Origin of the sequence: Cuspidothrix issatschenkoi CHARLIE-1 (genome assembly GCF_002934005.1) — a bacterium.
Taxonomy (GTDB): domain Bacteria; phylum Cyanobacteriota; class Cyanobacteriia; order Cyanobacteriales; family Nostocaceae; genus Cuspidothrix; species Cuspidothrix issatschenkoi.
This window is the reverse complement of sequence record NZ_PGEM01000050.1, coordinates 1-14,064: the sequence shown is the minus strand read 5'-3', so window position 1 is coordinate 14,064 and position 14,064 is coordinate 1. Positions and strand designations below refer to the sequence as shown.

The 14,064-nt window shown below is 37.6% G+C and carries 13 protein-coding genes; 5 read left to right on the top strand and 8 right to left on the bottom strand.

Translation table 11 applies throughout. From position 1 onward, the window contains the following. Positions 1-277: 277 nt before the first annotated feature. The 6 genes from CUN59_RS07730 to CUN59_RS07710 all read right to left on the bottom strand — a co-directional run bounded on the left by CUN59_RS07730 (position 278) and on the right by CUN59_RS07710 (position 4,351). Positions 278-496 (bottom strand): hypothetical protein, encoded by a 219-nt coding sequence (locus tag CUN59_RS07730; RefSeq protein ID WP_104387299.1) that lies wholly within the window; start codon positions 494-496, stop codon positions 278-280. Positions 497-752: 256 nt separating this feature from the next. Then, positions 753-2,114, bottom strand: coding sequence for a helix-hairpin-helix domain-containing protein (locus CUN59_RS07725; protein WP_104387298.1), 1,362 nt, complete (start codon positions 2,112-2,114; stop codon positions 753-755). A 35-nt stretch (positions 2,115-2,149) separates the two neighbouring features. Then, positions 2,150-2,314, bottom strand: coding sequence for a DUF8639 family protein (locus CUN59_RS21375; protein WP_165790173.1), 165 nt, complete (start codon positions 2,312-2,314; stop codon positions 2,150-2,152). Between the two features lie 10 nt (positions 2,315-2,324). Then, on the bottom strand, positions 2,325-4,031 hold the full coding sequence (locus CUN59_RS07720) for an AIPR family protein (RefSeq protein ID WP_104387297.1): 1,707 nt from the start codon (positions 4,029-4,031) through the stop codon (positions 2,325-2,327). A gap of 45 nt (positions 4,032-4,076) precedes the next feature. Beyond that, a complete protein-coding gene (locus CUN59_RS07715) occupies positions 4,077-4,223 on the bottom strand; it encodes an element excision factor XisI family protein (protein ID WP_243406894.1) in 147 nt (48 codons plus the stop codon). Further along, positions 4,211-4,351, bottom strand: a complete 141-nt coding sequence (locus tag CUN59_RS07710) for an element excision factor XisH family protein (RefSeq protein ID WP_279327289.1) — start codon at positions 4,349-4,351, stop codon at positions 4,211-4,213. The genes CUN59_RS07715 and CUN59_RS07710 overlap by 13 nt, the downstream gene beginning before the upstream one ends. Before the next feature lie 109 nt (positions 4,352-4,460). Between CUN59_RS07710 and gatA the strand changes: the two genes are divergently transcribed. The 3 genes from gatA (at position 4,461) to CUN59_RS07695 (ending at position 8,279) form a co-directional block, all read left to right on the top strand. Further along, on the top strand, positions 4,461-5,921 hold the full coding sequence (gene gatA / locus CUN59_RS07705) for an Asp-tRNA(Asn)/Glu-tRNA(Gln) amidotransferase subunit GatA (protein WP_104387296.1): 1,461 nt from the start codon (positions 4,461-4,463) through the stop codon (positions 5,919-5,921). Between the two features lie 153 nt (positions 5,922-6,074). Then, positions 6,075-7,067, top strand: coding sequence for a FliH/SctL family protein (locus CUN59_RS07700; RefSeq protein ID WP_104387295.1), 993 nt, complete (start codon positions 6,075-6,077; stop codon positions 7,065-7,067). 216 nt (positions 7,068-7,283) lie between these two features. Continuing rightward, entirely contained in the window at positions 7,284-8,279 is a 996-nt protein-coding gene (locus tag CUN59_RS07695) for a protochlorophyllide reductase (protein ID WP_104387294.1), read from the top strand. Positions 8,280-8,513: 234 nt separating this feature from the next. Here CUN59_RS07695 and CUN59_RS07690 read toward each other — a convergent pair whose 3' ends face one another. Both CUN59_RS07690 and CUN59_RS07685 read right to left on the bottom strand, forming a co-directional pair. Continuing rightward, complete coding sequence (locus CUN59_RS07690) at positions 8,514-9,530, bottom strand: sulfate/molybdate ABC transporter ATP-binding protein (protein WP_104387293.1); 1,017 nt, start codon at positions 9,528-9,530, stop codon at positions 8,514-8,516. A 401-nt stretch (positions 9,531-9,931) separates the two neighbouring features. Beyond that, on the bottom strand, positions 9,932-10,759 hold the full coding sequence (locus CUN59_RS07685; RefSeq protein ID WP_104387292.1) for a thioesterase domain-containing protein: 828 nt from the start codon (positions 10,757-10,759) through the stop codon (positions 9,932-9,934). Between the two features lie 1,173 nt (positions 10,760-11,932). On the opposite strand from CUN59_RS07685, the gene CUN59_RS07680 reads away from it, so the two are divergent. Then, positions 11,933-13,372 (top strand): glycosyltransferase family 4 protein, encoded by a 1,440-nt coding sequence (locus tag CUN59_RS07680; RefSeq protein WP_243406892.1) that lies wholly within the window; start codon positions 11,933-11,935, stop codon positions 13,370-13,372. Between the two features lie 199 nt (positions 13,373-13,571). After that, positions 13,572-13,997, top strand: coding sequence for a hypothetical protein (locus CUN59_RS07675; RefSeq protein WP_104387291.1), 426 nt, complete (start codon positions 13,572-13,574; stop codon positions 13,995-13,997). Positions 13,998-14,064: the final 67 nt, after the last annotated feature.

Sequence of the window (14,064 nt, the reverse complement as noted above, 5' to 3'; positions counted from 1 at the left end):
GTTGGTTGCATTTAATCCTGGTTCAGTTGCAATTAATTCTGGTTCAAGTGTAATTCATGAATTACCCCTAATCCTAGGAAAGAATAAGGGTTTCAGTTACATTTTGCGTAAGTCCTGTAGATATCAAAGGCTCTATCATCACTATTAATGCCATGGGGACTCAAACAGAAATTGGTAAAAAGATTATTGATAAAAAAGCCGATTATGTTTTAGCACTCAAGGCAAATCACTTCGGATAATTTTGATTGTGCATTGCGATCGCTCAAAACAAACATCACTAGCCATCAGTAGATGCCTCTTGGTGATCCTGAATCATCTGCATCAGGATGTTTGCAGCTTCTGTTGCGTCGTGGGGCGACCAAATCGGATACTCTGAAGCAGAAAAGATAACTTGTAATTCAGCATTGGGGATTTGTGCAGCTAGGAGTTTGAAGAGTGATAATTTGTCTAACTGACTCAGATTATTGACTAGAGGAATTAACTCAGCGAGTGACATATTTTAAAATTTGAGATATACAATAATACATTGATTATAAGCGATCTGTGAGATACGGTCTAACGGATCTGTTAAACCTCTTTGAGAAAAGCATTTTTCGCTAAACTATAATCAGGGAAACAGCAAAATGAGATTATGAACTTAGATACAATTCAACAAGATATTGCGTCTCTTCCTCCGAGGAATGGCATATTCTAACCGTTGGTAGGCAAAGCATGGGGTTAGCCATACTCCTACATTCTTACCAATAAATTCTTTAACCGCTAGTTAATTGTTTAATATCAGCACGGAATTTAGCATTTTGTAATGCTTGTACTGCTGTTCCTGAATCTTGTACCCAAAACTGTCTCCCAAAGCGGACAATTTCCCGATGATTTCCAGCTTGCACAACCCCAATTACTGGTATTTTGGATTTATCTTTATCTCCAGCTTGTGCTTTAAGAATTGTATTCAAACGATGTTGTTCCTCAATTGTTCCTGCTTGTTGTGGACTCAGTTCCACTAAAATCATTTTCACTGTTTCCACAGTTTCTGCATCTTCTAAAATAAATTGAGTTTGATCATCACGACGATCTACTTTACCCCAAATAATCAATCTGGCATCAATTTCTAATAGAGAACTAATGCGTTCATAGGTTTTAGGAAAAACGACCGCTTCCGTGGCCGCAGATAAATCTTCAATTTGCAAAATTGCCATCGAGTCACCTTTTTTAGTAACTACTTTTTTGACATTATTCAACATTACTACTGCACAAAGTGTAGAATCGTCTTTTTGTTCACCTAGTTGTGAGAGGTTAATTGGTGCAAGAACTGATGATGATTGTTTGATGGATTTTAAGGGATGATCTGAGAGATAAAATCCTAATAGTTCTTTTTCCATCCTTAATTTTTCTTGGGGAGGAAAATCATTCACAGGAGGTGCTTTAGGTGCAGATTCAAAGGCATTTTTTTGAGGTTGATTATTATTAGCTGCTAACCCACCTCCTAATAAATCAAAAATGTTACCTTGACCACTAGCTTTATCTTTAGCACGGGACTGGGCCCATTCATAAACTAATTCTAAATCATGAATTAATTGGTTGCGGTTAGGTTCAATTTTATCAAATGATCCACAATTAATTAGTGATTCTAAGGTGCGGCGGTTAACGGTGCGTAAATCAAGGCGATCGCAAAAATCTGCTAGAGATTTAAATGGTACTAATTCCCCTGATTCCTCCCTAGCTTCTAAAATACTAGCAATGGCGTTTTGTCCCACATTTCGCACTGCCGAAAAGCCAAATAAAATCTTGTTATCCACTGGGGTAAAATCTAAACCAGAGCGATTAACATCGGGCGGATCAATCACAATACCCATACTAGCGCAGTTATCAAGATACTTTCGCACTTTGTCACTATCCCCACTGTTAGCGGTTAACAGTGCCGCCATATATTCTAATGGGTAATTTGCCTTTAAATATGCTGTTTGATAAGTTACATAACCGTAAGCCGTAGAGTGGGATTTATTAAAACAATTAGAGGCAATAAAACCATTTTTAATGACAAAATTATGGTCATTTTCCACACCAATATCATAAACATTAGCTTGACCGACATAAGTACGCGAAATTATTTTAACCATATTACTTAGTTTTGTAAAATACGTTTATTTACATCCTAATAATCACTATCAGCAACACAAATACCTTTACATTTAATACCATTTGTAGCAGTGCGTTGACAATGGGAACATAAAACTTTTTCCGTTTCTGTTTCTTGACTTATCTTTATATTAGTTCTTGCTGGTAGCTGGTCTTTTTCGGGCTGGAGTTTTTCATTCATAGGAATAGATTTAATGAATTTCTATCTGTTGAAGTTTCTCTATCAAATCACCGCGTCGGAAAGTGGCAGAAAGTTGTTGTAAGGAAATTTCCTGGCTTCCGTAAAGTGCTTGAAGTGCTTGTTGAACATCTCGCACTGAATCATTAAAATAATTCTCCCCATTTTGATTAATCAACTGATTTGCATCCTCAAAATTACGGTAGTTAATTTCCTTCATTTGTAGATTCATTTTTTTGAGAAGTCTTTTTCCCATTTGCATGGCAATAAAGCACGAAGCATAACGGACACAAGCATGATCATGAGGATGCGGGCGTTTGCGTCGGTTTTCCGCAATTCTATACAACTGTACAGCGATTATGACTTGTGCGCCATTAAGATGCTCAGTAAAAATTACATTGTAGAGTTTACCAAAATGCTCACGAGTAAAAAACCTAGCTTGATGAGGCTTTTGTCGCCAAACCGCCAATATCGCCTCAGCCGCTACACCTGAAGTAATATCTGTGGATATAGTGCCTGTATCAGAGCGTTTACGGCGATAGTTAAATCCCAACTGTTGGATATCCATTTCCAGCCGTCGCTGTCGCTCATCATTAGCTCGCAGGTCACACAGATCCACGGGGTTTTGACTATTAGTAGCATAAGTAATTTTTTGGACTAAATCATCATTGTCAGTAGGTAGTTGATAGAGACGAACTAAAACATAAGCTTGAACATAAGCTTGGGTATTTTGCTGGAATAAACTTTGCTGAAAGAAATTTCCACTCTGAAGAGTTTTAAAAATGGTCATACAAGTTTGACCACCATTAATAATTTGTAGGTTTTCAACTCGTACCTGATAATCACCATTTTGCAGCGCGTTATAGGAAAAACCGTCGCAAGTTAAAGTGATGCCATTATTATAAAAATAAAAATTGTTTTTTTCATCGCTGTTTAAGGTGTCCCGAATACCTTCATTGACGCGGTTGCCTTGTAGCCCTAAATAACGGCGGATATTGCGTTCTAATAAGCGTTCTCCGTGTCGTTCAATCAGAGCCGCAATTTCAGTGATGGAAATTCTGCCCACCAGTACCCGACTGAAATTCATATCTTCAACTACAGCTTTACCACTTAGTTGTAAAGTATCTTTAACTGGTTTGGAAGTTTGCAGAATTTTGATGAGATGTTCATGATTGATGTGTTCCCATGTCACCTGATCACCGAATCCAGATCGATCAATTGCTTCTTGAGATGATGCGTTCCATTTTATGCCATTATTACAAGCTAATGCCCGCACCTGGGGAATATATCCATCCCGAATTAAACTCCGGGCTTCTTCTACCTTCGCAAGTAAGCGTTGATTAATATGCTCTAATTTTGCACCAGGATCAAACAAAAATCGAATCGCATTAATGAGAGCCGTGATGCCATTTTCAGGAAAATTAGTCTTACCTTCTAGATTGTTTACATACTTTACCTGAAATAAACTGACTGTAAACTCACCATCATATTCTTCAGAAATGTGCATGGCATCCACACCAAAATCTCCACCTCCTTCTGTCAAACAATCAAAGGTATGAGCATCTTCTAAATCTAGAATTATTTGCACACAAAAATATACAAACGCCAAAGATTTAAGCTTGCCAGCATCATTAATATTTAATTCTTCCGCAGCCCGTTGTCGAATGGCATTAGTTACTGATTGCAAACGTTGATCAATAATAGAGGCATTAATATTCATGATTTTTAGTTGATTAAGTGACTTGATAGTTTACTAATAATCTGACTATAAAGCCAGAACTAAACGAAGACATTCATCATTTTCACTATCAAAAACTGTTTTACATTCAATCACCCCATAGGAATAAGGAATTTGTGTATAAGGTATTAACACTTCTTTAATAACACGATGGTAATTATCTAAGGTATCCATTGGGTAATCCTCTCAGCATCAGAATTGAAAACAAGTAAATTCAGATTTTCGCTTTCCCTTAAAAGTTTACCAAATGGTTCTGCAAATAAATCTGTGAATACAGTATCACGCACTCCTAAATATAATATTCTATACTAAATGCTCAAAACTCTCTTTGTGCCTCTGCGACTCTCCGTGAAATAAACCCAGTCCTGTAAATGCTAAAATCAATGACTTGATTCCTTAAAGAGAACAATTATGGCATCCATCCGCGAGTTGCACGAACAGATAATCAGTAAAGAACGTTCTGCCGTTGAAATTACCCAAGAAGCATTAAATCGGATTCAAGAGTTAGAACCAAAACTGCACAGTTTCCTCACTGTCACGACAGAACAAGCCTTAAAACAAGCTCAAGCTGTGGATGCAAAAGTCGCTGCGGGAGAAGAAATTGGACTCTTGGCGGGGATTCCCATCGGTATTAAAGATAATTTGTGTACTAAGGGGATTGTCACTACCTGCGCTTCCCGGATTTTGGAAAATTTCGTACCTCCTTACGAGTCAACCGTCACCCAAAAACTAGCTGATGCTGGGGCGGTTATGGTGGGTAAAACTAACTTAGATGAGTTTGCGATGGGGAGTTCTACAGAAAACTCCGCTTACCAAGTTACCGCTAATCCTTGGGATTTATCCCGTGTTCCTGGTGGTTCTTCCGGTGGTTCAGCAGCAGCAGTAGCAGCAGATGAATGTGTGGTTTCCCTGGGTTCGGATACAGGGGGTTCAATTCGTCAACCTGCTTCTTTCTGCGGTGTTGTGGGTATGAAACCGACCTATGGTTTAGTTTCCCGTTATGGTTTAGTAGCTTATGCTTCGTCTCTTGACCAAATTGGACCATTTGGACGCAGTGTAGAAGATACGGCGATATTGTTGAGTGCGATCGCTGGCTATGATCCACAAGACTCTACCAGTCTCAAAGTCCAAATTCCTGACTATGCAGCTAGTTTAAAACCGGATCTCAAGGTTAGAAAAAAATTAAGAATAGGTGTAATTACAGAAACCTTTGGTAAAGGTTTAGATCCTGAAGTAGAAGTTGCTGTCACCAAAGCTATTGATGTACTTCAAGAACTAGGTGCAGAAATTCACTCTATTTCCTGTCCCAGTTTCCGCTATGGTCTACCAACTTACTATATTATCGCCCCTTCAGAAGCATCCGCTAACTTAGCGCGTTACGACGGTGTTAAATACGGTTTGCGTTCCCCTGATGCAAATAATCTGTTATCAATGTATACCCGGACTCGCTCTCAAGGTTTTGGGGCGGAAGTTAAACGCCGGATTATGATTGGTACTTATGCCCTTTCCGCTGGTTATTATGATGCCTATTATTTGAAAGCGCAAAAAGTCCGCACCTTAATTAAACAAGACTTTGAAAAAGCCTTTGAAACCCTAGATGTTTTAGTTTGTCCCACTGCACCCAGTACAGCCTTTAAAGCCGGTGAAAAAACTACCGATCCTTTAAGTATGTACTTAAATGATTTAATGACTATTCCTGTTAATTTAGCTGGTTTACCAGGGATCAGTTTACCTTGTGGTGTAGATAGTAAAGGGCTACCCATTGGATTACAAATCATAGGTAAGGTTCTCGGAGAAGAACAACTTTTTCAAGTGGCTTATGCCTATGAACAATCAACTAATTGGCATTTACAAAAACCCAAAATTGTCTAGTTTTTAAATTGTTTCTTGTAGGGGTTTAGCAATACTAAACCTCTATAGTATGGCTGTTTTATGGTTTCAAAGATAGCAAAGCACCACATAAAAATCGTCACTATCCCAACAATATTAAACCCAATATTTCTGCATTAGACAAAAGCAAATGAAATGACTCGTTTTATACATGACCAATTCGCCAAACAATATCTAACTGAACTATTAACACCTTACGGACAAGTAGAAACCAGTAAAGATATCACCGCAGAAGTCAGACAAATTGACGTTTTATTTATTCCCTCACCTCAACCCACACAAAGCCTAGAAATATTAGGATTACTGGGGCAAATGGCCACAAATTATGCTATATTTGAACCATTTCGTAATGCCGTTAGCAAAAGTGAAATTCGCAGTTGCATGGGTAAATTATTTGACATCCATGCAGACCTAGAACGTCAATCTAACCGCAATAGTAGCCGGATCAATGAAACAGAATTACCTCGACTGTGGATTTTTACACCTACAGCATCAGTGGAACTCCTAGCAAGTTTTAATGCTACTGGGGATAAAGACAACTGGGGCAAAGGTATTTATTTTTTTGGGGAAGGATTCAAAACTGTCATTATTGCCATTCATCAGCTTCCTATTACACCCGAAACACTGTTTTTGCGGATATTAGGTAGAGGAAAAGTACAAAGACAAGCGGTGGAAGAATTAGAAATACTGGCAAATAATAGCCCCTTTCTGGCGGATGTCATACAATTAGTACATAACCTAATTGCTGTGTTATCGGTTCGTCAGCGTCAAGAACAAGATATTGATAAAGATGATCAGGAGTTGATTATGAAATTATCGGAAATGTATCAACAACAATTAGAAGAACTAAAAAAACAAGGACGACAAGAAGGACGACAAGAAGGACGACAAGAAGGACGACAAGAAGGACTTCAGGAAGGAATTCATGTAGGACTTCAGGAGGGACGACAGGAAGGTATAGAAAGAGAAAGACGCGCTATGATTGAAAGTATTTTGCAAGTGCGTTTCGGTCAAATTGATGCAGAATTAACACGAATTATCAATCCCCTAATTGCCATGTCCAGAGAAGAATTTACGCCTTTACTTCTGCAATTATCTCGTGAGGAGTTATTAGCTAAATTTGTATAATAATGTTACACGAATAACATATCATTAGGGATTTAGCATTGCTAAATCTCTAAATTTAGGGTTTAAAAATGTGTTCATTTATCACTGTTATCTATGATTAATCACATTGTGTTAACTACTCATCGAGTATTACTATAGAAATTTCCAAAGTATGAGATTATTACAGATCATATAAACTGTTTTTTAATCAACCTATAGTCAAAGGAGTCTAAACCCATGGAACAAAATCGTAAGTCAACAGTAATTATCACAGGTGCTTCTTCGGGAGTTGGCTTGCAAGCAGCAAAGGCTTTAGCTAATAGAGGACAATGGCACGTCATTATGGCTTGTCGAGATTTGGTTAAAGCTGAAAAAGCTGCTCAGAGTGTGGGAATACCCGCCAATAGTTATACATTGATGCACATTGACTTAGGCTCTTTAGAAAGTGTAAGACAGTTTGTGAATAACTTCAGAGCTACTGGCAGATCCTTGGAAGCCTTGGTTTGCAATGCTGCCATTTATATGCCTTTAATTAAAGAGCCTCTATTTTCTCCCGAAGGATATGAATTAACCGTCACTACCAATCACTTAGGACATTTTCTACTGTGTAACTTGATGCTGCCAGATTTGCAAAAGTCCCCTGCTGCTGATAAACGATTGGTAATTTTAGGAACTGTAACTCACAACCCAGATGAATTGGGTGGTAAGATTCCCCCACGTCCAGATTTAGGTAAATTTGAAGGTTTTGCCGCAGGTTTCCAAAATCCCATTTGCATGATTAATGGTAAGCAATTTGAACCGGTTAAGGCTTACAAAGATAGTAAAGTCTGCAATGTTCTCACCATGAGAGAACTACATAACCGTTATCATGAATCTACTGGAATTACCTTTAGTTCTCTTTATCCTGGTTGTGTGGCCACAACAGCTTTATTCCGCAATCACTATCCTTTGTTTCAGAAACTTTTCCCCATTTTCCAAAAGTATATTACTGGGGGATTTGTCACTGAAGAATTATCAGGAGAACGCGTGGCTATGGTAGTAGCTGATCCTGAATACAAACAATCTGGTATTTACTGGAGTTGGGGAAATCGCCAAAAAGAAGGACGGGAATCTTTTGTACAAAAGGTTTCTCCCCAAGCACGGGATGATGAAAAAGGCAAAATGATGTGGGAATTGAGTGCCCAATTGGTAGGATTAGGCAAAGAATCTGAAAGAGCAAAATCTCTCATTTAGGTGGTAATGGGTAATTGGTAGTTGGTAATTGGTAAATATCTTACCTCTTGCCTCTTACCTCTGGTTACTGAGCGACTTGTACTGAGCTTGTCTAAGAGGATGTTTGAAAAATGGTAAACCCTAATTTTCATCACCCCTTATTAAGGGGATGGTTAGGGTGGGGTAAAAAATATTTGATACATCAACCATAACTTTTAAAACACCCTCTAAGTAAGTCGAAGTATTACCTCTTGCCTAAATCGAATAATACAGAGGAAAAGATTTCGCATCTTTTGGCCTAACATAAACCTTGTGTTGGGGTTCTAATTTTAATTCATCAAACCGTTCTCTTGTTAGATGGGCTGTCATAGCTTGCCCGTCATCTAAGGTTAATTCTACTTGAATTTCCCAACCCAAATGAATGATTCTGCTAACTGTAGCTTGTGCAGTTGTGCCATTACTAACGGTTTCGATGATGATATCTTGGGGGCGTAAAAATGTTTCTGGATGTGCTAATTCCAAACCGCTACTTTGGAAAATTTTAGCAGAACTAGATAAGACATTCACCGGACCAATAAAGCTCATCACAAATGCAGAAGCAGGATGATCATAAATAGCTGCGGGTGTTCCTACCTGTTCCACTTTGCCTTTATTCATGACCACAATTTCGTCAGAAACTTCCATTGCTTCTTCTTGATCGTGGGTAACAAAAACTGTGGTAACATGGACCTCATCATGGAGACGGCGTAACCAAGCTCGTAAGTCTTTACGGACTTTGGCATCAAGGGCGCCAAATGGTTCATCTAATAATAGTACATTGGGTTCTACGGCTAATGCTCTAGCTAGTGCTACCCTTTGTCTTTGTCCACCGGAAAGTTGGGAAGGATAGCGATCGCCTAAACCACTCAACTGTACTAACTCTAGTAACTGTTCTACTCTGCCTTCAATTTTCTTTTTCGGGGCTTTGCGAATTTCTAACCCAAAGGCGATATTTTTACGGACTGTTAAATGTTTAAATAGGGCATAGTGCTGAAAAACAAAGCCAATATTCCGTTCTTGCACACTTTGATAAGTGGCATCCTTACCCGTAAGAATAATTTTCCCCGTGTCTGGTGTTTCTAAACCTGCTATCAATCGTAATAGGGTAGATTTACCAGATCCCGATGGACCGAGTAAAGCCACCAGCGAACCGCTTTGAATTTCCAGGTTTACCTGTTCAACTGCTTGGAAACTACCAAATTGCTTAGAGACGTTTTCAACTACTATGCCCACTGGTGCTACACCTCTACAAATAATCTACGGCTTTAAAGTAGGAATACCGTACTTTATATTTATATCATAAATATTTGCAGTGTTATCATTAAGATTCGTGAATTAAGAGAATTTACTGTAAATCATCTAAAATCGTGTAGAGAGGATCCGGCGAAGCGTCTCCAGAATATTTTCACCGGATGCTATTCTTGATTTTGAGTTTTTTCTAACTCACATTCCGCATAAGCGGAGAATAAAAAAATAATTATCTCCAAAAACATTGTTTGGTAAGGGTTTTCAGGATTTTAGTTCAAAGGAACTATAAAATGTTTATTAGGAATTTATCTCATTTATTGAGAATATTTTTGGAGTAAAGTTTGTACAACCCTGAATCTTTCGTGATAATTATTCAGAATTGGATTTTATCTGCGGAATGTGGGTTCTAAACAAATTTTCACTTCTTTAGCCAGTATATTCACATTCGGTTCATCGAGGATAGAAATATGAGAACCAGGAATATAATTCATTTCTAACTCACCAGTGATAATATCACCCCAGCCAAATGTCGGATCATATTTTACACCTACCCCACCAGTTCTATCCTCATCCTTGGTGCGAAAAAGAGTCACTTTGCCAGAATAGGGTTGAAGTACATAAGCATTCAATGCGTGTAAATCAGCACTGTAAACATCTGAGTATGTATTAGTTTCCCCTAATTTCAAAGTTGTTTCCATGAATTCGGAAACTAACCGTAAGTAGTCATTATAAATTTTTCGCAAATAATAATCAGCGTGTTTGTACCAACCCCAATAGTTACGAGCAATATATTTAGGAACACGCTGATAGATATGATTGATATGTATAGTAAGTCGCTCAATAAATAATAGACGCTGTTTATAACCAGGACGACAGGTATCTAACATGACTAAAAATGCTACCTCTTGATCTTGATGATGCAGTTGTTGGGCTATTTCATAGGCGATAACACCACCAAAGGAATATCCTAGGAGAAAATAAGGCCTTTGAGGTTGAATAGTGCGAATTTCTTGCAGATATTGGGAAGCTATATCTTCAACTCGCAGCAACGGGGCCAATTTTCCATCTAGTCCTTGCGGTTGCAGACCATATATAGGTTGTTCTAACCCTAGATATTTGGCTAAATGACGATAACATAATAGTTCTCCCCCCAAAGGATGAGCTAAAGGTAGTTTTTTAGTAAATTTATGTTCTATATCTGCAAACAACCGCATAGCTAATAAAGAATTTCCCCCAATTCAAAGAAATCATCTTTAATACTAATAGGTTCAACACCTAATAAATCTTCCCACATTTGAATTAATTGGTCTTGTATATCATTGAATTTTTACCTGAAAGTCTTTTCTCCCTTTATGGACTAAACAACCATCGGTTTGAATACAACCTAAATCACCTGTATAGTTTCTAGTTATTTCCTTTAGTTTCATCAATGATGTGCATTTATAAAAATCAATGTTATAGTAAGTTTTAGTAATCTGCTCATCTTCAAAATAACTTTTATAAAATCTTTATTTATACTTTAAAACTGATATTTGTATAGGAAATAACTAAATTGATTTAACAATTAAAAATTCTCAATTTTGTTATACCAATTCTATGTGAAGCTGCCCTATATTTCCAGAGGGGCAATACCCTTCGGGAAGCAAGCTACATAAATTTTCCCTACAATAGGTATCTCGTTGTAGTGATAATTCATGAATTGTCCCTACGATAATTTTCACTCCTATGTCTATTAGACATCTCCGGAAATACTGAGAGATACTAAATAGCACCCGTATTTTCTCATTTTGAATAAATTAGGTGGTTAGCAGAAGTGTTAAATGTTAAATGTTAAGATTTTGATGATATTGTCCAAGTTTTGAATTGGCGTTAATAATACCAAATTTGAGCATTTAATGACTCTATTATCAATATACCTGGGTAAAACTCAAACATTGTAAAGTTTTATTACAGGATTCAATACTTCTGGGTCATTAGTTAGAATAGGGGATATTTTTAACGTGGTTAATGAATCAAAAATCCTTAGTCATAAATAGTTGTGCAAAATAAATTTCATATTTGGGAGAAGGAACGGAAAGAACTATCAGATAAGGAATACAGAGATTTTTCTTTGTCCCAAAAATGTTAAATTAATTTTGCTCAGGTACTTACCAGGGATTAGATATTGATACTATGGATAGGAGTTTTGACAATTATGCACCTGCTAGGATAAAGTATTATTTCAAGCTGAAATAATGGCTACTTATAATATTTTTAGCTCCCAAGAGAGCAGTAGATTACAGATAACAAACAAGTAGAAAAATATATCTACAAAGATTTTCTTCCTGAACGAGTCATTATTTGACTTAAGTATCTCTGACCATTGATCTGTCTGAACTAACTCAGTTATGGTACATAGTAAATTACGAAGCAATGCCAATTCTTACTTCGTGATTCATAAAAACCAATATTTAACAAAAATTGATACAGATTTAACAAATTTGACTGTGAATCAATCACATAATCTTGAACCTCAAACAATGTATAAAGACAATATTTCTATAAATTCTCAACCATACTCATTAGATGCAGAGCAGCTTACGGATATTAATCACGATTGGTATCATCAATTAGTTAATGTATCTATAATAACAGAATTTTTTCCTCCAGATTACGCTGCTACTGGGCAGTTGATTGAGGAATTAGTCAAACAGTTAGATAAACAAGGCGTTGGGATTAAAGTATTTACAGGACAACCAGGGTACGCATTCAGCACGTCTAAAGCACCAGCTTTAGAACAATTAGGTCACATTCGCGTGCAAAGATCCCGTTCTACTCAGATTTGGTCACATAGAATTCGGGGTAAGGCTATTAATGGTATTTTGTTTACCCTGCGAGCTTTTCTGCATATTATCAAGAATTATCATCAGAATGATGTATTTTTATTAACCTCAGCACCTCCCTTTTTATCCATAGCTGGATATCTAGCTCATTTATTCTGCAAATCTCCTTATGTATGTTTAATTTATGACCTATATCCAGATATTGCGATCGCACTAGGAGTAGTATCAAAAAATCATTGGTTAGCTAAATTTTGGCGGGCAATTAACCGCAAAATCTGGCAAAAATCTAAAGCCATTATTGTTCTTAGTCCACCCATGAAACAGAGAATAATAGATATATGTCCAGAAGTAGCTGATAAAGTTTCTGTAATTCATAGTTGGGGAGATCCTCAGTTAATTTTACCCATAGCTAAAGAGGATAACTGGTTTGCCAAAAAACATAATTTAGTGAGTAAATTTACAGTCCTTTATTCTGGTAATATGGGGAGGTGTCATGATCTAGATACAATTTTGGCAACTGCTCAACAGCTACGGACAGAAAATATTCAATTTGTATGTATTGGTGGTGGTCCCAAACGGGAAAGCTTTATTCAAGATGTGGCTAGGTTGGGGTTAGAAAATTTTCTTTTTCTTCCCTATCAGGAAAAAAGTGTGCTACCTTACTCCTTAACAGCTTGTGATTTATCACTAGTTAGTGTAGACATTGGTTTAGAAAGTTTAGTTGCTCCTAGCAAATTTTACCCTGCCCTGGCGGCTGGGAGACCTATAGCGGCTATTTGCCCAGAAAATTCTTACCTCAGAGAGCTAATTGAAAATGGTCAATTCGGAACTGCAATTAACAACGGAGACAGTGAAGCTTTAGCGGCATTTATTCTCAAGTTAAAGAGCGATCGCCAATTTGCAGAAAAAATGGGTCGTGCGTCACGAAAATATTTAGAGTTGAATTTTACACCGGAAATTATAGCCAAACAATATTTGAGCGTGCTAAGACAATCTACGATGTAAATTTTAGATTCTCACCGGAATCAAAATTAGTGTGTTAACGTGTTGCGGTGTTTAAGACCACTCATTTGTTTAAATTTGAAAAAATTGCATAAATTATAATGTTGAGTCAGGGGTTGGGCTTCGATGGTCATTTTGATCTCAGTCTTTCCCACGCAACCTTCTTAGGATCTGTTGTTTAGTTACTGATCAGGAGGCCGAAGTGCAGAGAAGATGTGCTCGAAATCGGAAACGTTCCAAGCGCAGAGCTATATATTGTCCCAGACACGGGTGTTGTATGGATAGTGTGAGCCAAAAATACGGGCTATTTGCCCAACAAGCTGGACAGCTACAACAGCGAGGTATGAAGCGAAAAGAAGCCATGATTTTAATCGCAGCCAAAACCACCGTTTCCCTAGAGGGAGAGTGGCTAGAAGCTTTTTGGTGTAAAGAATGCCAAGAAAAACAATGGTATCACGTACATAAACGGGAATCGAAATACAATTTATCCCTAGCCCCGACTGAACTTTGGCAACAAGCCACAGGAGTAATTGATCCCCATCGTAATCCTTCTGTTGGAGAGTTTACCTATAGGCAATCTCGAACTATGGGTGGTCACACTGTGAAAGATTTTTGGATCATGAACTAGTGTCAACCACCCATCACTTCCCTTCGGGTAAGTGAGGGCTTTACCCCAGAAATGGGAGGCTCTTCGG